At 56.4% G+C, this 18,457-nt stretch carries 16 protein-coding genes and 1 pseudogene; 7 read left to right on the top strand and 10 right to left on the bottom strand.

The features are described from left to right. Positions 1-100: 100 nt before the first annotated feature. Genes ACTJKT_RS16165 through ACTJKT_RS16150 form a run of 4 tightly spaced genes read right to left on the bottom strand, consistent with a single transcriptional unit; the run spans position 101 to position 5,985 of the window. Positions 101-715, bottom strand: a complete 615-nt coding sequence (locus ACTJKT_RS16165) for a hypothetical protein (RefSeq protein WP_440787763.1) — start codon at positions 713-715, stop codon at positions 101-103. A gap of 1 nt (position 716) precedes the next feature. After that, a complete protein-coding gene (locus ACTJKT_RS16160; RefSeq protein WP_440787762.1) occupies positions 717-2,711 on the bottom strand; it encodes a hypothetical protein in 1,995 nt (664 codons plus the stop codon). Continuing rightward, entirely contained in the window at positions 2,712-4,940 is a 2,229-nt protein-coding gene (locus ACTJKT_RS16155; RefSeq protein ID WP_440787761.1) for a hypothetical protein, read from the bottom strand. Further along, positions 4,933-5,985: a tyrosine-type recombinase/integrase gene (locus tag ACTJKT_RS16150; protein WP_440787760.1), complete on the bottom strand. Its 1,053-nt coding sequence runs from the start codon at positions 5,983-5,985 to the stop codon at positions 4,933-4,935. Before ACTJKT_RS16150 ends, ACTJKT_RS16155 begins: the two co-directional genes overlap by 8 nt. A gap of 131 nt (positions 5,986-6,116) precedes the next feature. Here ACTJKT_RS16150 and ACTJKT_RS16145 point away from each other — a divergent pair. Further along, positions 6,117-6,275: pseudogene (locus ACTJKT_RS16145) on the top strand (JAB domain-containing protein); the annotation flags it as partial. A gap of 8 nt (positions 6,276-6,283) precedes the next feature. On the opposite strand, the gene ACTJKT_RS16140 reads toward ACTJKT_RS16145, so the two are convergent. After that, positions 6,284-7,873, bottom strand: a complete 1,590-nt coding sequence (locus tag ACTJKT_RS16140) for an ABC transporter substrate-binding protein (protein ID WP_440787759.1) — start codon at positions 7,871-7,873, stop codon at positions 6,284-6,286. A 545-nt stretch (positions 7,874-8,418) separates the two neighbouring features. Here ACTJKT_RS16140 and rpmB point away from each other — a divergent pair. Next, entirely contained in the window at positions 8,419-8,652 is a 234-nt protein-coding gene (gene rpmB / locus ACTJKT_RS16135; RefSeq protein WP_007921114.1) for a 50S ribosomal protein L28, read from the top strand. Positions 8,653-8,663: 11 nt separating this feature from the next. Next, complete coding sequence (gene rpmG, locus ACTJKT_RS16130; RefSeq protein ID WP_003177274.1) at positions 8,664-8,819, top strand: 50S ribosomal protein L33; 156 nt, start codon at positions 8,664-8,666, stop codon at positions 8,817-8,819. Positions 8,820-8,877: 58 nt separating this feature from the next. Here the strand turns inward: rpmG and ACTJKT_RS16125 are convergent, their stop codons facing one another. Then, complete coding sequence (locus tag ACTJKT_RS16125; RefSeq protein ID WP_097306485.1) at positions 8,878-9,240, bottom strand: cupin domain-containing protein; 363 nt, start codon at positions 9,238-9,240, stop codon at positions 8,878-8,880. A gap of 235 nt (positions 9,241-9,475) precedes the next feature. Here ACTJKT_RS16125 and ACTJKT_RS16120 point away from each other — a divergent pair, with 235 nt between their 5' ends. Together ACTJKT_RS16120 and ACTJKT_RS16115 are read left to right on the top strand one after the other, a co-directional pair. Further along, complete coding sequence (locus tag ACTJKT_RS16120; RefSeq protein WP_440787758.1) at positions 9,476-10,969, top strand: aldehyde dehydrogenase; 1,494 nt, start codon at positions 9,476-9,478, stop codon at positions 10,967-10,969. Positions 10,970-11,111: 142 nt separating this feature from the next. Then, positions 11,112-12,260: an MFS transporter gene (locus ACTJKT_RS16115; protein WP_440787757.1), complete on the top strand. Its 1,149-nt coding sequence runs from the start codon at positions 11,112-11,114 to the stop codon at positions 12,258-12,260. Between the two features lie 93 nt (positions 12,261-12,353). On the opposite strand, the gene ACTJKT_RS16110 is transcribed toward ACTJKT_RS16115, so the two are convergent. Both ACTJKT_RS16110 and ACTJKT_RS16105 read right to left on the bottom strand, forming a co-directional pair. Further along, positions 12,354-13,922 (bottom strand): phospholipase D family protein, encoded by a 1,569-nt coding sequence (locus tag ACTJKT_RS16110; RefSeq protein ID WP_440787756.1) that lies wholly within the window; start codon positions 13,920-13,922, stop codon positions 12,354-12,356. A 60-nt stretch (positions 13,923-13,982) separates the two neighbouring features. Beyond that, complete coding sequence (locus ACTJKT_RS16105; RefSeq protein ID WP_440787755.1) at positions 13,983-15,413, bottom strand: PLP-dependent aminotransferase family protein; 1,431 nt, start codon at positions 15,411-15,413, stop codon at positions 13,983-13,985. A 180-nt stretch (positions 15,414-15,593) separates the two neighbouring features. Between ACTJKT_RS16105 and ACTJKT_RS16100 the strand changes: the two genes are divergently transcribed. Further along, positions 15,594-15,839, top strand: coding sequence for a DUF1127 domain-containing protein (locus ACTJKT_RS16100; RefSeq protein ID WP_025807022.1), 246 nt, complete (start codon positions 15,594-15,596; stop codon positions 15,837-15,839). Between the two features lie 146 nt (positions 15,840-15,985). Here the strand turns inward: ACTJKT_RS16100 and ACTJKT_RS16095 are convergent, their stop codons facing one another. Continuing rightward, entirely contained in the window at positions 15,986-17,299 is a 1,314-nt protein-coding gene (locus tag ACTJKT_RS16095) for an NAD(P)/FAD-dependent oxidoreductase (protein ID WP_440787754.1), read from the bottom strand. 148 nt (positions 17,300-17,447) lie between these two features. On the opposite strand from ACTJKT_RS16095, the gene ACTJKT_RS16090 reads away from it, so the two are divergent. Continuing rightward, positions 17,448-17,801 carry a YkgJ family cysteine cluster protein gene (locus ACTJKT_RS16090; protein WP_009051553.1) on the top strand — a complete coding sequence of 118 codons (354 nt, stop codon included), beginning with the start codon at positions 17,448-17,450 and terminating at the stop codon, positions 17,799-17,801. Between the two features lie 93 nt (positions 17,802-17,894). Here the strand turns inward: ACTJKT_RS16090 and ACTJKT_RS16085 are convergent, their stop codons facing one another. Then, entirely contained in the window at positions 17,895-18,383 is a 489-nt protein-coding gene (locus ACTJKT_RS16085; protein WP_007932443.1) for an Lrp/AsnC ligand binding domain-containing protein, read from the bottom strand. Between the last annotated feature and the right edge of the window lie 74 nt (positions 18,384-18,457).

Below are 18,457 nucleotides of genomic sequence, written 5' to 3'. Positions count from 1 at the left end.
GCGAGTCTCTGCTAGGGGGCTGCCGATCATGGTTACGAAGTATGCTGGTCAAATCCGATACAATCGACCAGGAGGCAAATGGAGTGCGAATACTAGAAGGTTAATCATTGCTTTCCGTGTCAGAAACTATTGTTAGAGACGCTTGCGATTTTGGGCGTTTTAGCTTGGCAAACTGAATCGCCTGTTGATTACATTTCTCCTGTAGGTTGATGACTTGATTGTTAAGTGCATCGATTCTTTTCTTGAGTCGAATATTCTCGCGAGCAAGTAAATCTCGATCGCTGAGTAAGTTAGATGAAAGTATGGTTTCGACGAAAGAACGTAGGCCTTCTAGGATGACGGTATTATTAATCTCTCTAAGTTTCGAAATTTCAGATTTGAGAGAGGTGGCTGATCTTGATTTTGTTCTACGCTGTGGAGAGTTTGCTGAGAGGTTTGAGAGCTCAATGTTTTTCTGGCTAATCCATTCCATTAGCTCAGGTTGACGACGCATTGATAGGATGCTCTTATCCTTGTTTGCATTTCTAGCTACAGAGCTCTGATTGATTTTTCGATTTTTTAAGGAAACATTTCCGCCTGAAGAAATTAGTTTCTTTAAACGGGTGAACTCGTGTAGAGCTGACTGATAAAGTTCTTTGGTGGTATTGCTTGCATCATTAAGCCAGGCTGGGTTGTCGTTAGAATCAGGCTTGGAAAATTTTTCTCGAATAGACATGTCAAAATTCTCCCAGTTCTCTAAGTTCAGGGAAGAGTTTTTGGGCGTCTCGGACTGCGAGTGTGCTCCCGTTTTTTAGCTCTGGAAGCTTCCAGAGTTTGCTTTCAATAAAATCAATATGTGTGATGGCTATTTGGCGCTGAGCAGAGAAATGAGACCTTCTCGACGATAAAAAGTTAACGCAACCATTGCATTTTTTAGATGTTGTTGCTCGAGGAGATGGAGTGATGCCGTCAAGCGAGCATTTTGCTTGTGTGGCAAAGTTTTTATGAAGTAAGCACCAGCCATATTCATGGGGTGTAATAGAGACGAAGTCTTCAACAACTCGATCAAGGTGTTTCTCAAATTCAGATGGTGTCATGTGTAACGTTTGCGGTCTGATGGTCGTGTTGATGTAAACTGCCATGCCGCCGACGAAATCACTTTCTAAATTATTGTAATCACGTAGGACTCTAGGGACTAGCTCTCTAATGTATTCTTGGTTCAAGCGCTGATTGGTGGTTTCATCAAGCTTGTCGGCAGAGTAGCTTTTTATCCACTTTAGATTGGGCCCATGCCTAAACACCTGTCGTAGCAACTCTTCCACATTTCCGTCAAAACGCCTTAGGGAAAACTCGGCAAAAGAATGTCTGAATTGATGTGGTGAAATCTGAGGGTGGATTTCTCTGATTTCAATTTCGACTTGAGTGGCTGCTCTCTCAATAAATTCAAGATAATAGTCTTGAAGAAGCCTGCTGAGATGGCTATGTGACACCTGTCCATTTGGTTTATCTGTACTGTTAAGAAAAGGGAGAGTTGAGAATAGAGGAGTTCCCGTATCGCGAATATCTGTGTAGAAAAGCCCGATAAGGGTTTCAAAGGCCTCTTCGATGAAGTCGGTAACTCCTTGAGTGCTTTGAATACCGTCATTAGTTTTGAAGTTAGGGGTGGTGAAAGTCGCTGAATCACTGCGATATTGAGGAATTGAAATGTCACATGCGCGAAGAGGACAAACCTCGCCTCCACGTTTACCCATGACGAACAAGAATATAATGTAACAGGCAAGCATGACTCTCTGGTGATCGTTCTGTAGGTCGTTATACCTTGGCCATGGGAATTTATAGTTTGGGCCGAAAGCTCTATAAAGCTCATTGTAAAGCGGGATCATTATTAGGCTCTTGCACTCCACTGACTCATGCGAGTCACCTCCGAATGGACGAGTTAAGCAGTCAGTATTAGATGTAAGGCGGAATTTCCTGATCTTATTATTGTTGGAGGTCCACATCTTACTTACTAAGTCTAAGCGGCGCGTCTCTCTTATGGTTTTGAAATAAAGGAGTAGTTGCTTTGTTCTTGGGGACTTCAACGTCTCAATCGCGTCAGCCATCAGAAGGTTAGCTACTACAAAAGGAATGGAGCCATAGCTGTTAGAGTTCTTCCAGTCTTGGAAGTCAAAATTTAAAGCAGCCAAATCTTCTTTTAGGTACTTAGTAATTACAGGCTGCGTTACTACGCGCTCGGGACCGTCATTGCACCGGCCCTCTTGGTGGTAGCGATAAAGTAATCTGTACGCAGTGATGAGTGTCGTCAGGTACCCTTTTCGGAAAGGTTGAGGGTGGAGCTTAAGGGTAATGTTGTTTTCGCTTGGGTTTTGGACTAAAGAGTGATACATGGCTGTGGTTACGCAAATCTCAAGTGAGGTCTGATCTACCTCTGACAATTTTTTTTGTGGAAAGAGCTTCTCAAATACACTAAGTAGTAGAAGGGTTTTAGTGGCCATCTTGATAATGCCAGATTTTACAGGGTTGCCCTCACTATAATTTAAGTCCTTTAACCATTCGCTGAGAACTTGCTTGGCCAGTATGCGCATAACCTGGCTAATCGGCTGGATAGAGAAGTCCAGTTTGTATTGATGGAGATTGCCATTCCCTTCGTAACAAATAATCCAAAAGTCAGACTCTGGGTCATATGAGGAATATTTTTCTTGGAGATCTTTCTCGTAAGTAAGTTTTCTCATTTATATCACCGGAGGGAATTTGAGATCTAACGATGCTCTCAGTATATTTCCTGCAGTTTTGACGTCCGCCGGAAAAGACCTCAGTGTTTGGGTTAGATAAATAAGCTCGCCGAGAAGTGAAGTGCAGGTATCGGTTCTTTCAGTGGAGATAATTGAGGCTAATGAGTTCTCTAAGTGCTCAACGTAACTAGCCATAATGGCCGCAGTAAAATCAGTCTCTATTATTATTTTCTGCGAATTGTGAAGAAGTTCACCGGTAAGCAGTAGGCGATCGTTCTCTGTTAAGCTGTTGATCAATCTCTCTACTGTTAAGGCGGAGTCGTCAACTCCTGAGATCTCGTTCAGTTCCGAGAGAGACATTTTTTTTGATGATTTTGCCAGTTGGCTGGAAAGAGCCAGCGCTGCTTTAAAGCGCTCGTCACCCACTCTTCGGATGAATGCATTCACTGGCTCTACGATCTCAGAAACTTCGGCGGCCAGAAAACCATCTTTATATATATGTCTTCCAGTTTTAGCACTATGCCCGACAGCACGAGAATTGAGCTCCGAGTGAAGTTCGGTTTGATTGGTTTCTAGCTCTTTTTCAAGCGCCAGGCTTTGTGAGATGGGATCTGGAGAGAGGCGCAGTATTGTTTTTTCGTGTGGTACAAGTATTCTGTTTCGAAGGATTTCAATGAATGCCCGTGCCTCATTAGGGTGATCATTATTCTCTAAAAGAAACTTCTCCTGCCATAATGTTCCCGCGGTGATAAGGATTCGAAATAATGTGTATGTTTCGAATTTCATATCGGTGGTGAGGCATCCTTGAAGTGCCGCACTTGAGTTGGAAATTAGAAAACCTTCGTTGTTAAAGTTGGCGATGGTCTTCCTGGCTGAGATACAAGTTTTTCGCCATTCTGCGTAGGTGTAAAACGGAGGGTGATGTTTTTTATATATCTGACCTCTAACAGTAGACTGTTTTAATCCGCCTGTGCGTCCTCTTCTGAGCTTTAGAGAAATAAGTTGAAGGGTTTTTGGTTTCTCGGGGTTGTCAAGTTCGAGACATGGGATTGTCATTGTCTTGATACCGCTGCTTTGAATTCGCTCAGTGGATAAAAGCCATACGAACAAAAGCTTTTCAATTGGAGTATGTCTGATCCAGTCAATTCCCCAAAGGTGGGTGCTGGGGCGTTTAGTATGTCTGGCCGCGTGATAGACCGGTCGCAAAACTCGCCACGCCATATCCTTCTGGCCAAAACCTTTAGCTGATACCCTCGCAGTCTTATTTTTATGATCTAAATGTCGCTCTATATATAGATCCCTTGCTGACTCAGGAAAAGGACGCACCGAGTCCTCGTCTCCATAGTCTAGTGAGTATCTACGGAAGCTCTTATCATTATAGAAGTGCCATTCTGTTAGAAGTGGATCGTTTTGTATTAGAGACCATTGTGCATAGGCCGGGGTCATCAACCTCTCACCTTCTATTCTCATTGAATAAGCATCGTTAGGGTACAGTCTTTCTATCTCAACCTCACTCAAGCCTGAGCAATGGCTAATAGCCTCTCTGATCGCAGGTAGAGACGTAATAGTCTGTCTGTAGTTGGATATTTTGTTCAGAAGCCACATCGTGCCAAGTCGAATGCCGTTGAAAAGTTGATTGTTGGTATATTTGTTGTGGCTTATACCTAGGTATTTACCTAGCGCAGGTTTTTTCTCTCTGCCTTCATATCTTGTCTGAATTTGGTTAGTTGCCTTGATGATTTCACTAGCGCTCTTCGGTCTCTTTGAGATCTCCGGATATTTTTCTTCAATTGCTTTGTGAAAAATTTTCCTCAAAGTTATTGTGTTCTGACGTACTGTTGCAGGGCTTTTATTGCTTTTTAAGTATTTTAAAAATCTTGGGATAGCTTGGGGGAGTGATAATAAATTCTCATAATTTTCCTCGAGGAATTCGAAGAATAAATTTGCTGTACTGCGTGCTTTTATTCTGGTGGCTTTAGATGGGTTCTCGTACCAGTGATGTTTTGTGGTGAAATAGTCAAGGACTAAGAGTAGGTCTTGGTTTTCACGGAACTGTTTAGGAATGGTTAGCACTTGGTACAGGTGTTCGCTTCTTTCTATAATTACTTCAAATGTGGATATTCGAAAGGTCTTAGGGTCCTCAATGATAATCCTGCCTTCTTCAATTAAAGAGCTTATAAGAAGGCTGTCTGGGTCACTTGGAGGCTTTCGCTTATGGCGGCTATGCATGTCTCAGTCCTTTGAAGTGCATCATGCGCATGTTGGTAAGCAGCTTGCTTCTGCCGCTTAAAAGTGCCTCAAAGAAAATGTAACCCATGGTGGTCTCGATGTTGTCGTGACCTAATCGGCGGGGAAGTACTACATACGGATCTATTCCATCTTCATGGCATTTCGTTACTAGGTTCGTAGCAAAGCTTTTTCTTAGCGCGTGATAGCCTTGATGCCCTTTTCGCGTTAGCTTTGAAAGCTTATGTGCTTTTGAGAAAGCATAAGAGGCATGTTTTTCATTCAGTAGTGGCTTTCCACTCTCATGGCATATCAGGAGGCATTCCGCATTTGCGAAGGCCTTTGGGAAGCGCGCGATAAAGTCACTTATCGTATTACATAGATCGGGTGGTATTTCGAGATGTCGAAGCTTGTTCCTCTTTCCAACTAGTTCGTAAGTGGTTGTCGCCCAAACGTCTTTGTTTTTCTTTTTTGCCTGTTCTATCGCAGTTAGTAGAGTCCTCGCTTTTATTCTTAAGGTTTCACATGCCCTGGTCCCGGTTAAATATCCGAGTTGGATGCAGATTCTGTCCCTTGCGGCCAGAAAAGGAGAGTCGGAATTGACATTTGCAAGTAATGTTTCATAGTTTTCAGTTGTGATGTAGCTTGAGTGATGGCTATGCTGAGAGGCTTCGTTTGCTAAGTAATCGCTTAGTTTTTCAATGAAAAATTTCTTATATCTCCAATTGAAGCAGCTCTCTGCAGAGATATATCCTTTCTCAAATAACCATTTGTAGAATTTCTTGAGCGAAGATACGTGTCTTAGAATGCTACTTTCATTGAAATTTCTCGCTTGAATTAGATCGCCAACAAAATACCCGCTCATAATTGAGTCGTTTACGGAACTCCAGCCCCCCATAGGCGCGCTCATCCTTGCGAAGCTAAGCAGGTCATTGGCATATGCCCTGCAGGTATTAGAGTCGTACTCTTTAGATGTTTCGATAAGGAAGAGGTTCTCATGCCAGAGAGGCATGCCGTCTTCATCAATGATGAGGAAAACGTCAGTCAAAATGGGGCGTTGGGTGACGGTCGATAACGCAATGCAGCAATCTGGAACTTTGATTACTCTCATCTCGTTGGCCTCTGCTTCGTTTGTAGAGGAACTGTCAACAAATCGTAGTGAGACGAGAATAGGCGATAAACAACCATCCTTCGGGCGTGTCCGAGCCGAGCCAGGCGGATCGGGTGCTGACCCGCAGGCTCACAGAAGCGCTGGACCTGGTGGATGTGCGGGTACTCGACCATTTCATCGTCGGCGAGGGCGAGCCGCTGTCGATGGCCGAGTACGGCTGGATGTAGCCAGGGGGTCAGGGCTTGAGGCTGACCTTCGAGTAGTCCTGGCGACCGAATGGGCTGACCTGGTACCCATGGACATCCTTGCGCGTCAGGGCGAAGGCGGTCGGATGGGCCAGCGGCAGCCACAGGGCCTGCTGCTGGATCTGGGTTTGCGCCTGCTGGTAGAGCTTGCTGCGCACGCCCTGCTCGGTGGTGGTCTTGCCGGCGGTGATCAGCTTGTCCAGGCCAGGGTCGCAGTAGCGGGCGAAGTTGGTCCCGGACTTGACCGCCGCGCAGGTGAACTGCGGGGTGAGGAAGTTATCCGGGTCGCCGTTGTCGCCGGCCCAGCCCATGAACAGCAGGTCGTGCTCGCCGGCCTTGGCGCGACGAATCAGTTCGCCCCATTCGATCACGCGGATCTCCGCCTGGATCCCGACTTCCGCCAGGTCGGCTTGCAGTTGTTGCGCGCCGAGGCTTGGGTTGGGGTTCAGCAAACTGCCGGAAGGGCGGGTCCAGATGGTGGTCTGGAAGCCGTCCTTCAGGCCGGCCTTGGCCAGCAGCTGGCGCGCCTTTGCTGGGTCGTGGGCGTAGCCCGGTAGCTCCTTGGCGTAGCTCCAGGTGTTGGGCGGGAAGGGGCCGTTGGCGGGTTCGGCAGTGTTTTCGAAGACCGCTTTCAGGTAGTTGGCCTTGTCGAAGGCGAGGTTGATGGCCTGGCGCACTTCAGGTTTGTCCAGCGGTGGGTGCTGGCTGTTGATAGCAACGAATGCGGTCATGAAGGCCGCGGTTTTCTCGACCTTGAGCGCCGGCTCTTCAAGCGCGGCGGTCACGTCCAGCGGCTTGGGCGACAGGGCGATCTGGCATTCGTTGCGGCGCAGCTTCTGCAGGCGCACGTTGGCGTCTGGGGTGATGGCGAAGATCAGCGAGTCCGCCGCCGGCTTGCCGGCAAAGTAGTCGGGGTTGGCCTTGTAGCGGATCGATGCGTCTTTCTGGAAGCGACCGAAAACGAAGGGCCCGGTGCCGATCGGCTGGCTGTTGAGCTTGTCCTGGGTGCCGGCCTTGAGCAACTGGTCGGCGTATTCGGCGGAGTAGATCGACGCAAACCCCATGCTCAGGGTGGCAAGGAAGGTCGAATCGGCATGGTCGAGGGTAAAGCGCAGGGTCAGCGGATCCAGGGCGTCGATCTTCTTGATCAGCGCCGGCAGCTGCAGCGACTGGGCGTGGGGATAGCCACTCTGTGCCACTTTATGCCAGGGGTTGGCCGGGTCGAGCATGCGGTCGAAGCTGAACTTCACGTCTTCGGCGGTCAACTCGCGGCTCGGGTTGAAGTACGGGGTGCGGTGAAACTTCACTTTCGGGTGCAGCTTGAACACATAGGTCAGGCCGTCGGCCGAGACTTCCCAGCTGTCGGCCAGGCTCGGTACCACCTTGCCGCTGTTGGCGTCGAAGTCCACCAGGCGATTCATCAGCACATCGGCCGAGGCATTGGTGGTGGTCAGCGAGTTGTACTGCACTACGTCGAAACCTTCCGGGCTGGCCTCGGTGCACACACTTAATGCGGCGGCGTGGGCCAGCGGGCTCAGAAGAAGAGGGGCGAACAGGAGCGGGAGGGCAGCGAGGCGCATGTTTGGCTTCCTTTGCAGATCGAAGGCCCATCTGCGAGTGCAGTCTGGAAAAGGCTTACCCTAGTGGGCTCGCTGGAAAATGACTATCCCCTTTTTTGGCCTGCGGGCCGGAAAGCTTTGCGTTTATTGCTGCGCCAAGCCTCTGTGCGGCCGGCTGTCATGGTCACATCAGGCATAAATTGACAGAGGTTTTTCCCATATATTGACCTGGAGTGACCGGCGCAGCGGCGGTTCATGCTGGTTTTGCCGCCTGTTTCGTCCACGGAAAATGTATTCTGCGACGAGCGGTCAGGCATGGCGCCAGCCTTTGGTGCAGGCATCCGGGGCCAGAAAACAGGGACTTTTCGAAATCCAAAGCACAGCGGCTGTTGTTGCTACGGGGTCTTTCTGGTATAAAGCAGCGCTCTTTTCTAGGGGCCCGGTTCCTTCGCTTGTAGGTGTAGCCGGTAAGACCCTAAAGAAACGCGGCGCCTGGCGCCAAATGACTGAGAGATTAAGCGGCCAACCCATGCCGGGTTGGGCATGTGGTTTTAGAGGGCTGAGGCATGTCGAGAGTCTGTCAAGTTACCGGTAAGGGTCCGGTGACTGGGAATAACATTTCCCACGCAAACAACAAAACCCGTCGTCGTTTCCTGCCGAACCTGCAGCATCACCGCTTCTGGGTTGAGTCCGAGAAACGTTTTGTGCGTCTGCGCGTATCTGCCAAAGGCATGCGTATCATCGACAAGCGTGGCATTGATGTCGTGCTGGCCGAACTTCGTCGCGATGGCAAGGTTTAAGGGAGCTAATCATGCGTGAATTGATTCGTTTGATTTCGAGCGCCGGTACTGGTCACTTCTACACTACCGACAAGAACAAGCGCACTACTCCGGACAAAATCGAGATCAAGAAATATGATCCGGTTGTTCGTAAGCACGTGATCTACAAGGAAGGCAAAATCAAGTAATTGATTTTTCTTCTGACAAAAAAACCCGCCTTCAAGCGGGTTTTTTTGTGCCTGGGGTTCAGGCTTTCGGTTCGAAGATCACATAGATCTTGCGGCACGGCTCCAGCACCTCCCAGGTGCCACGGAAGCCGGCGGGAATGACGAAGCGGTCGCCGGCGCGCAAGGTCTTGGCATTGCCTTCGCCGTCACGCAGGACCGAAACCCCCTGCACGATCTCGCAGTATTCATGCTCGGTGTAGCTCACTGTCCACTGGCCAACCGCGCCTTCCCACACCCCGGCGTTCATCTGGCCGCACGGGCTGTTGTAGTGGTTGAACACGGTTTGCTCAGGGTCGCCCTTGAGGACTTTTTCCTGGGCGGGGCGGTACCGCTCGGGCGCAGTGTTGGCTTGATTGAAGTCGACGATGTCCTGGATGCTCATGCTGGTATTCCCCCCTGGTTACGCTGCGAGTGGCTGGAAAGCCCAAAGTCTATGTTTATTAAAATGAACATAGCAATGGCGTTTGCCCGGCCTCTGTCAAATATATTGAAACTTCGGGTGCCGCTGGTTTAGGGTGGCGAATGCCATGGGCCGAAGCAGGCTGGCCGGGCAGAATTCCTGAAGGTGCCGGCATCGATCGCGTGGCGCCTGTATCCAACAAGAGGAGGACACTCGCATGACCACCCTGACTCGAGCCGACTGGGAACAACGCGCCCGCGAGCTGAAAATCGAAGGCCGCGCCTATATCAATGGCGAATACACCGCCGCCGTTTCCAACGAAACCTTCGAATGCATCAGTCCGGTCGATGGCCGTCTGCTGGCCAGTATTGCCAGCTGTGACGCCGCCGACGCGCAACGTGCCGTGGAAAACGCCCGCGCCACCTTCAACTCCGGCGTCTGGTCGCGCCTGGCGCCGGCCAAGCGCAAAGCCACCATGATTCGTTTTGCCGGCCTGCTGAAGAAGCACGCCGAAGAGCTGGCCCTGCTGGAAACCCTGGACATGGGCAAGCCGATCAGCGACTCCCTGGGCATCGACGTTCCGGGCGCGGCGCAAGCGCTGAGCTGGAGCGGCGAAGCCATCGACAAGATCTACGACGAAGTTGCCGCCACGCCTCATGACCAGCTGGGCCTGGTGACTCGCGAGCCGGTGGGCGTGGTCGGCGCCATCGTGCCGTGGAACTTCCCGTTGATGATGGCCTGCTGGAAACTCGGTCCGGCACTGTCCACCGGTAACTCGGTGATCCTCAAACCGTCGGAAAAATCGCCGCTGACCGCTATCCGTATCGCTGCGCTGGCTGTCGAAGCCGGGATCCCGGCCGGCGTGCTCAACGTGTTGCCAGGTTATGGCCACACCGTAGGCAAGGCCCTGGCCTTGCACATGGACGTCGATACCCTGGTGTTCACCGGTTCGACCAAGATCGCCAAGCAACTGATGGTCTACTCCGGCGAATCGAACATGAAGCGCGTCTGGCTGGAGGCGGGGGGCAAGAGCCCGAACATCGTGTTCGCCGATGCCCCGGACCTGCAGACCGCGGCCGAATCCGCGGCCAGCGCCATTGCCTTCAACCAGGGCGAGGTCTGCACCGCCGGTTCGCGCCTGCTGGTGGAGCGTTCGATCAAGGACAAATTCCTGCCGCTGGTGATCGAGGCCCTCAAGGCCTGGAAACCGGGGAACCCGCTGGACCCGGCCACCAACGTCGGCGCGCTGGTGGATACCCAGCAGATGAACACCGTGCTGTCGTACATCGAGTCTGGCCATGCCGACGGCGCCAAGCTGGTGGTGGGCGGCAAGCGCACCCTGCAGGAAACCGGCGGGACCTACGTTGAGCCGACCATCTTCGACGGCGTCAGCAACGCGATGAAGATCGCCCAGGAAGAAATCTTCGGCCCGGTGCTCTCGGTCATCGCCTTCGACACGGTGGAAGAAGCCATCCAGATCGCCAACGACACGCCTTATGGCCTGGCCGCGGCGGTATGGACGGCCAATATCTCCAAGGCCCACCTGACCGCCAAGGCACTGCGTGCCGGCAGCGTCTGGATCAACCAGTATGACGGCGGCGACATGACCGCGCCGTTCGGCGGCTTCAAGCAGTCGGGCAACGGTCGCGACAAGTCGCTGCACGCGTTCGACAAGTACACCGAGCTGAAGGCGACCTGGATCAAGCTGTAATTCAAGGGGCGCGGATATCGGGCGTCTGAACAGACGCCATCCCGCGCACCGTTACCCGATCCATATCGCAGCCGGACTTTCCGCAAGGGAGGTCCGGCTGCGCTGTCTCTGTCATGAAAAAACCATCCACAGGAGCGTGGAAATGCGCTGGGCAACTTACTTCGCCGTTTTGGCGGCTGTGCTGAGTGTGGGCCTGGCCCTGGGCGTGAGCATGCCGCTGGTGTCGTTTCGCCTGGAGAGCTGGGGTTATGGGCCCTTTGCAATCGGGGTGATGGCCTCGATGCCGGCGATTGGCGTCTTGCTCGGGGCGAAGGTTTCCAGCCGCCTGGCGGCACGCTTCGGCACGGCGGGGCTGATGCGCCTCTGCCTGTGGGGCGGGGCGATCTCCATTGGCCTGCTGGCGCTGTTGCCGAGTTATCCACTGTGGCTGGTGCTGCGGCTGATGATCGGCGTGGTGCTGACCATTGTCTTCATCCTCGGCGAAAGCTGGATCAACCAGTTGGTGGTGGAGCAGTGGCGCGGTCGCCTGGTGGCGTTGTATGGCAGCAGCTACGCCCTGAGCCAGTTGGCCGGCCCGCTGCTGCTGGGGGCCTTGGGCACCGAGCATGACTACGGTTTCTGGGTGGGCGTCGTGCTGCTGGTGGTGTCGCCCTTGCTGCTGATGGGCCGTAGCGGCGCGCCGAGCAGCGAGTCCTGCAGCGTGACCTTCGGCGATCTGTGGCGGTTCTGCCGCGGCCTGCCGGCCATTGGCTGGGCGGTGGCGCTGTTCGCTGCGTTTGAAGCGATGATCCTGACCCTGCTGCCGGTCTATTGCCTGCGCCAGGGGTTTACCGAGGACATTGCCCTGGCGATGGTCAGCACCGTGGTGGTGGGCGATGCCTTGTTGCAGCTGCCGATTGGCGCCCTGGCCGACCGCGTATCGCGGCGCGCCTTGTTTGCCGGCTGCGCGGTGATCCTGCTGCTGTCGAGCCTGGCCATCCCGTTGCTGCTCGACACCCTGCTGATCTGGCCGCTGTGGGTGCTGTTCGGCGCCAGCGCCGGCGGCCTGTTCACCTTGTCGCTGATTCTGATCGGCGAACGCTACCGCGACGACGCGCTGGTGCGCGCCAATGCCCACGTCGCCCAGCTGTGGGGCATCGGCTGCCTGATCGGGCCGCTGGTGGCGGGGGCGGGCAGCCAGTGGATCAGCGGGCATGCCTTGCTGTTGCTGATGGCGGCCGGGGCCCTGGGGCTGATTGTGCTGTTGTTGCGTGAAGGCGCGTTTGGCGTGGCCCAGCCCCAACCTCTGTAGGAGCGAGGCTTGCCCGCGATGGCGGAACTACATTNAAGATGTTGCCTGTCAGCCCCTGATCGCGGGCAAGCCTCGCTCCTACAAGGGCGGCAGTCAGAGCATCCGTTCGAGGCCGATGGTATTGCTCATCCAGGCATTGAAGCGCCGCCACCAGCTGCCTGGTTCGCGAGTCAGGGTATGGAGTTGCTGGTTGTCTTCGGTGACCCAGACCAGCTTGCCGTTCTGCAGCTTCGCCTCGTAGCTCAGGGCCGGCGCCATGCCTTGCAGCGCCAGGCTGCGAACGCGCTCGGCCAGCTCGGGGCTGTCCACCAGCACCCCGACTTCGGTGTTCCACAGTACCGAGCGCGGGTCGAAATTGAAGGAGCCGATAAAGGACTTCTGGCGATCGAAAATCATCGCCTTGCTGTGCAGGCTGGAGTCCGAGCCAGGATACGAGCCACTGTGGAACAGATGAGGACCGCTGCCGCCGCCGTTACCGGGTTGGCGCCGCAGTTCGTAGAGTTTCACGCCGTGTTGCAGCAGCGCCTTGCGATAGGGCGCATAGCCACCGTGGACCGCCGGCACGTCGGTGGCTTCCAGGGAGTTGGTCAGCAGGCTCACCGCCACCCCGGCGTCGGCGCGCCCGGTGAGGTAGACCAGCCCGGGTTGGCCGGGGACGAAGTAGGCCGAAACCATCATCAGCTCTTTGCTGACACCCTGCAGCTCCGGAGCCAGCTGGGTGGTCAGCAGCAGGCGCGGGTCGGGCTCGCCGTTGGACAGGACCTTGCTCGGGGCGTCCCACAGCGCCTGGTTCCAGGCCCAGATCAGCTCCTTGCGCCAGGCGTCCATACGCGGCTGGGTCCGATAGGTCTTGAGCTCCTGAAACAGCGCATGGTTCTGTTGCTGCGCCTCACCCAGCGATTGCTCCAGGCGCAGCCGGGTGTTGGCCAGCTCCCTGGCCGATGGCAGGCGTGACAGAAACTCGCCTATGGGTTTGCTCAGGGCGCTGTTCCAGTACTGGTCGAAGCTGTGCCCGAGCTGTTCGGCCACCGGGCCGACACCGAGGATGTCGATGTCGGTGAAGTTCAGGTTGGGTTCGGCGTCGAAGTACTCGTCCCCCAGGTTGCGCCCGCCGACGATGGCCGCGCTGTTGTCCGCCAGCCACAGCTTGTTGTGCATCCGCCGATGCTGCAGCGACAGGTTGAACAGGCGCCCCATGGTACGGGTCACGCCTGTGCTGCGCCCCAGGTGCAGGGGGTTGAACAGGCGGATCTGTATCCGCGGATGGGCGGCGAGGGTGGCCATGATCTGGTCCAGGCCGTCGCTGGTGGTGTCGTCCAGCAGAATGCGGATGCGCACGCCGCGGTCGGCGGCCTTGAGCAGTTCGTCCACCAGCATCCGGGTGCTGATGCCGTCATGGACGATGTAGTACTGCAGGTCGAGGCTGCTTTGGGCGTTGCGGATCAGCTCGGCGCGGGCCATGAAGGCTTCGCTGCTGTCGGACAGCAGGCGAAAACCGGAGCGCCCCTGGTAGGGGGCGGCCTGGGCCTGGATCGAGCGACCGAAGGCCGAGTCGGCGGCCGGCAGTGCCTGGCTGGGCTCGCGAGGCACATTCAGGCTGACGCAGCCGCTCAGGCACAGCGCGATCAGCATAAGGAAGGCCAGGGCCTGTCTGGATCTCAAGTCAGCTCATCTCGAATCGCTGCGATGGGCCAGCTGTGACGCCGGTTTCACAGGAAAAGGTCAGTTCGTTGCGCACTCTTCAGCCAGCAACTTGATAGCGGCGGCCCCCACTTTGCGCACGGCTTCCTCGATCTGTGGGGTTGGCTTGGCAGCGTAGTTCATCCGCAGGCAATTGCGGTACTTGCCCGAGGCCGAAAAGATGCTGCCCACCGCAATCTGTACGCCCTGGCCGAGCAGCGCACGGTTCAGGCGCAGGGTATCGAAGCCTTCCGGCAGCTCGACCCACAGCATGAACCCGCCCTGGGGCCGGCTGGCGCGGGTGCCGGTGGGGAAGTAGCGGCTGACCCAGTCGATCATCAGGTCGCGGTTGCGCTGGTACTGGGTGCGCATGCGCCGCAGGTGCGGCTCGAAATTGCCGCTCTTGAGGAACTCGGCGATGGCGATCTGCGGTTGTGGCGCGGTGGAGCCGGTGCTGATGTATTTCATGTGCAGCACCCGTTCCAGGTAGCGCCCGGGGGCGACCCAGCCGATGCGCAGCCCTGGCGCCAGGGTCTTGGAGAAGGAGCTGCAGAGCAATACACGGCCATCGTCGTCGAACGACTTGATGGTCCGCGGGCGAGGGTAGGTGTAGGACAGTTCGCCATACACATCGTCTTCGATAATCGCCACGTCGAAGCGCTGGGCCAGGGTCAGCAGGGCCCGTTTGCGCGACTCCGGCATGATATAGCCCAGCGGATTGTTGCAGTTGGGGGTCAACTGTATGGCCTTGATCGGCCATTGCTCCAGGGCCAGTTCCAGGGCATCGAGGCTGATGCCGGTGAGCGGGTCGGTGGGGATTTCCAGGGCCTTCATGCCCAGGCCCTTGAGGGTCTGCATGGCGCCATGGAAGCTTGGCGAGTCGACGGCGACGATATCCCCGGGCTCGCAGGTGGCGCGGATGCTGGTGGACAGGGCTTCATGGCAGCCGGTGGTGATCACCAGGTCGTTGGCGCCGAGCTGGCAGCCGGAATCGAGCATCAGCCGCGCCAGCTGTTCACGCAGTTCGTGCACGCCGTAGATGGTGTCGTAATACAGACCGGGCATGTCCTGGCGCCGGCTGATGCGGGCCAGCCCGCGCAGCAGGGGCTTGAGGGTCGGGCTGGTGACGTCGGGCATGCCGCGGCCCAGCTGGACGATGTCCTTGCGCGGCACACTGCGGATCAGTTCCAGCACCTGGTCCCACTGCGAAATCTCCACCGGCCGCTGCGCCGGGCGGCCCACCGCGGGCAATGCCGGCAGCTCGCGGCTGACCGGCACGAAGTAGCCGGACTTGGGCTTGGGGGTCGCCAGGCCACTGTCCTCCAGCACCCGATAGGCCTGCTGCACGGTACTCAGGCTGACCCCGTGTTCGACACTCAAGGCCCGTACCGACGGCAGCCGGTCGCCAGGGCGATAGAAGCCTTGTTCGATACGTGTGCCCAGCAGTTCGGCGAGATTGACGTACAGGGTCATGGCGCAGCCTCGGGGTGATTTAATCGGGTAACCAGTACAGATGGCGCAAAATTACAGGATTCAGCCCGGATAGGGGAAATTCTGTATGGAGATAATAGCGGTACTTTGAATCTGTAATGGTTTTTGGCTCCCGCGCATGATGTCTGCTCATAGCGACCCAAGTAAACAGGAGCAGCAAAAATGAACGGCTTGAGCGATGTGCGTCTGTCGTTACACAGTCAGGAACTGGCGGCTGGGCAGGAGCGGGCGGCAGGGGCGACGTCCGTCCACAATGCGCCGTCCGGCCTCGGTCTCTGGGGCCTGTACTGGCATCGGCTGCGTACACGCAAGGCACTGCTGGAGCTGACCCCCGAACAGTTACGCGATATCGGCCTGAGTCGCGAACAGGCGCGGCAGGAAGGGCTCAAGCCGTTCTGGCGGCTTTGAAAGCCCCCGCTGATCTGTAGCCGCTGGCGCCAGGCTGCGATCAACTGTGCGGTGACCGCAAAAAAAGCCGTACCCGAAACCGGGTGCGGCTTTTTTACGCCTGCTGCGCAGTCGATCGCAGCCTGGCGGCAGCGGCTACAAGGGATTCAGACCAGTTCTTTCAACCGATGCCAGAGCATCCCCAATGCCAGCAGGGGTGAGCGCAGGTATTTGCCGCCCGGGAAGGTGATGTGTGGGACCTGGGCGAACAGATCGAAACCGCCGCTCTGTTGGCCACTGATGGCTTCGGCCAGCAGCTTGCCGGCCAGGTGCGTGGCATTCACGCCGTGGCCCGAGTAGGCCTGGGCGTAATACACATTGGGCTGGTCCTTGAGCCGGCCGATCTGCGGCAGGCGGTTGGCGCCGATGCCGATCATGCCACCCCATTGATAGTCGATCTTCACCGCCGCCAGTTGCGGGAACACCTGCAGCATCTTTGGCCGCATATAAGCAGCAATGTCCCGCGGGTCGCGGCCGGAATAATGGCAGGCGCCGCCGAACAGCAAGCGGCGGTCGGCGGAAAGGCGGTAGTAATCCAGGGCCACCCGCTGGTCGCAGACCGCCATGTTCTGTGGCAACAGGGCGTGGGCCAGCTCTTCGCTCAAGGGCTCGGTGGCGATGATGTAGCTGCCGGCCGGCAGCACCTTGCCACCCAGTTGCGGGTTGAGATCGTTGAGGTAGGCGTTGCACCCCAGCACCAGGCTGTTGGCGCGTACCGATCCCTGGGCGGTATGGACTTTGACCTGTGGCCCGTAATCGATGCGGGTCACCGCCGAGTGTTCGAACAGCCGCACGCCCAGCTGTTGCGCCACCGCGGCTTCGCCCAGGGCCAGGTTCAGCGGATGCAGGTGCCCCGAGCCCATGTCGATCAGGCCGCCGACGTAACGGTCGGAGCCCACCACGCTGTGCATCTCATGGGCTTGCAGCAGGCGGGTTTCATGGCGATAACCCAGGTCGCGCAGCTCTTGGGCATCTTCGGCGAAGCCTTCGAGGTCGCGCGGTTTGTTGGCCAGGTCGCAATAACCCCAGGTCAGGTCGCAAGGGATCTGGAAGCGCTCGATGCGCTGGCGGACGATTTCCACCGCTTCCAGGCCCATCAGCTTCATCTGGCGTACGCCGTCCTCGCCGATTATTGGGGCGAACTGCTCCAGGCCGTGACCGACCCCGCGAATCAGTTGCCCGCCGTTGCGCCCGCTGGCGCCCCAGCCGATCTTGCGCGCTTCCAGCAGAATGACGCTGAGCCCGCGCTCGGCCAGCTCGATCGCGGTGTTGAGCCCGGAGAAGCCGCCGCCGACCACGCAGACATCCGCCACCTGCTCGCCGGCCAGCGCCGGATAATCGGGCTGGGGCAGGCTGCTGGCGGCGTAGTAGGAGGCGGGGTGTGAATCGCCTGGCCCCGACGGCTGAACACGGGTGTTCATGTGGATCATCCTGATTCGTGTGTTTGGAAAATTTGACGGAGCATAAGCCGGACCTTTCCGGCGCGGCAACACTGGTCGGCCAGTGCTGTCTGGAGCAGGGCTTTTAGGGCAAAATCGCCGCCTCTCCATACTCCCGGTAAACGCTTCGATGAGCTGCAACAGCCAGAAAGTCCGCATGCTCCGACAGCAGATCCCCTCGTTCGAGTGCGTGCCCGGCTGTCACGACTGCTGCGGTCCGGTCACCACCTCGACCGAAGAGATGTCGCGCCTGCCGCGCAAGACCCGGGCCGAGCAGGACGCGGCGATGGAAGAGCTGAACTGTGTGCACCTGGGGCCCAACGGCTGCACGGTATATGACGAGCGACCGCTGATCTGTCGCCTGTTCGGGACCACGCCGAGCCTGCCATGCCCCAATGGCCGGCGCCCGGTGGAGCTGATCCACCCGCGGGTGGAGAAGCAGATCCATGAATACATGGCGAGCACCCGGCAGGTGCTGGTCTGATCCAAGGCCATCGCGGGCAAGCCTCGTTCCTACAGGTTGCACAGGNCCCGCGATAGCGATTATCCTGACAACACAGGTCCCGACCCGCAGCAATCAATCCGGAATCGGCAGGCTCAGGCTCTCTTTCACTTCTTCCATCACGATATAGCTCTTGGATTCGCGCACGTGGGGCAGCTTGAGCAGGATGTCGCCCAGCAGCTTGCGGTACGAGGCCATTTCGGAAATCCGCGCCTTCACCAGATAGTCGAAGTCCCCCGACACCAGATGGCATTCCAGTACGTGCGGCAGTTTCAGCACCGCGCGCCGGAACTCCTCGAAGGTGTCGCCGGACTTGTAGTCCAGGCTGATTTCGACGAACACCAGCAGGCTACCCTTGAGGTGCTGCGGGTTGAGCCGGGCGTTGTAGCCCATGATGATGCCTTCGCGCTCCAGGCGGCGGACCCGCTCGGTGCACGGCGTGGTCGACAGCCCGACCTTTTCCCCCAGCTCGGTAAAGGAGATGCGCCCATCGGCCTGCAGGATGCGCAGGATATTGCGATCGATCTTGTCTAGCTCGCGCTTTGTCTGATGGTTGGTACGCATAGGGGATGCTCCTCCGTGAAAAGGGTTTTTGCCGAGAATTCTCGCCAAATATAGGAGTTTATATAGTGAAAAGC

Source organism: Pseudomonas sp. 22526, from assembly GCF_052044735.1.
Lineage (GTDB): Bacteria > Pseudomonadota > Gammaproteobacteria > Pseudomonadales > Pseudomonadaceae > Aquipseudomonas > Aquipseudomonas piscium.
The sequence above is the reverse complement of the archived record's forward strand: the minus strand, read 5'-3'. Positions and strand labels throughout refer to the sequence as shown.

Excerpts from the sequence above, each read along its gene's own strand:
- ACTJKT_RS16165 (WP_440787763.1), bottom strand. The coding sequence starts at position 715 with ATGTCTATTCGAGAAAAATTTTCCAAGCCTGATTCTAACGACAACCCA.
- ACTJKT_RS16160 (WP_440787762.1), bottom strand. The coding sequence starts at position 2,711 with ATGAGAAAACTTACTTACGAGAAAGATCTCCAAGAAAAATATTCCTCA.
- ACTJKT_RS16155 (WP_440787761.1), bottom strand. The coding sequence starts at position 4,940 with ATGCATAGCCGCCATAAGCGAAAGCCTCCAAGTGACCCAGACAGCCTT.
- ACTJKT_RS16140 (WP_440787759.1), bottom strand. The coding sequence starts at position 7,873 with ATGCGCCTCGCTGCCCTCCCGCTCCTGTTCGCCCCTCTTCTTCTGAGC.
- rpmB (WP_007921114.1), top strand. The coding sequence starts at position 8,419 with ATGTCGAGAGTCTGTCAAGTTACCGGTAAGGGTCCGGTGACTGGGAAT.
- rpmG (WP_003177274.1), top strand. The coding sequence starts at position 8,664 with ATGCGTGAATTGATTCGTTTGATTTCGAGCGCCGGTACTGGTCACTTC.
- ACTJKT_RS16125 (WP_097306485.1), bottom strand. The coding sequence starts at position 9,240 with ATGAGCATCCAGGACATCGTCGACTTCAATCAAGCCAACACTGCGCCC.
- ACTJKT_RS16120 (WP_440787758.1), top strand. The coding sequence starts at position 9,476 with ATGACCACCCTGACTCGAGCCGACTGGGAACAACGCGCCCGCGAGCTG.
- ACTJKT_RS16115 (WP_440787757.1), top strand. The coding sequence starts at position 11,112 with ATGCGCTGGGCAACTTACTTCGCCGTTTTGGCGGCTGTGCTGAGTGTG.
- ACTJKT_RS16105 (WP_440787755.1), bottom strand. The coding sequence starts at position 15,413 with ATGACCCTGTACGTCAATCTCGCCGAACTGCTGGGCACACGTATCGAA.
- ACTJKT_RS16100 (WP_025807022.1), top strand. The coding sequence starts at position 15,594 with ATGAACGGCTTGAGCGATGTGCGTCTGTCGTTACACAGTCAGGAACTG.
- ACTJKT_RS16095 (WP_440787754.1), bottom strand. The coding sequence starts at position 17,299 with ATGAACACCCGTGTTCAGCCGTCGGGGCCAGGCGATTCACACCCCGCC.
- ACTJKT_RS16090 (WP_009051553.1), top strand. The coding sequence starts at position 17,448 with ATGAGCTGCAACAGCCAGAAAGTCCGCATGCTCCGACAGCAGATCCCC.
- ACTJKT_RS16085 (WP_007932443.1), bottom strand. The coding sequence starts at position 18,383 with ATGCGTACCAACCATCAGACAAAGCGCGAGCTAGACAAGATCGATCGC.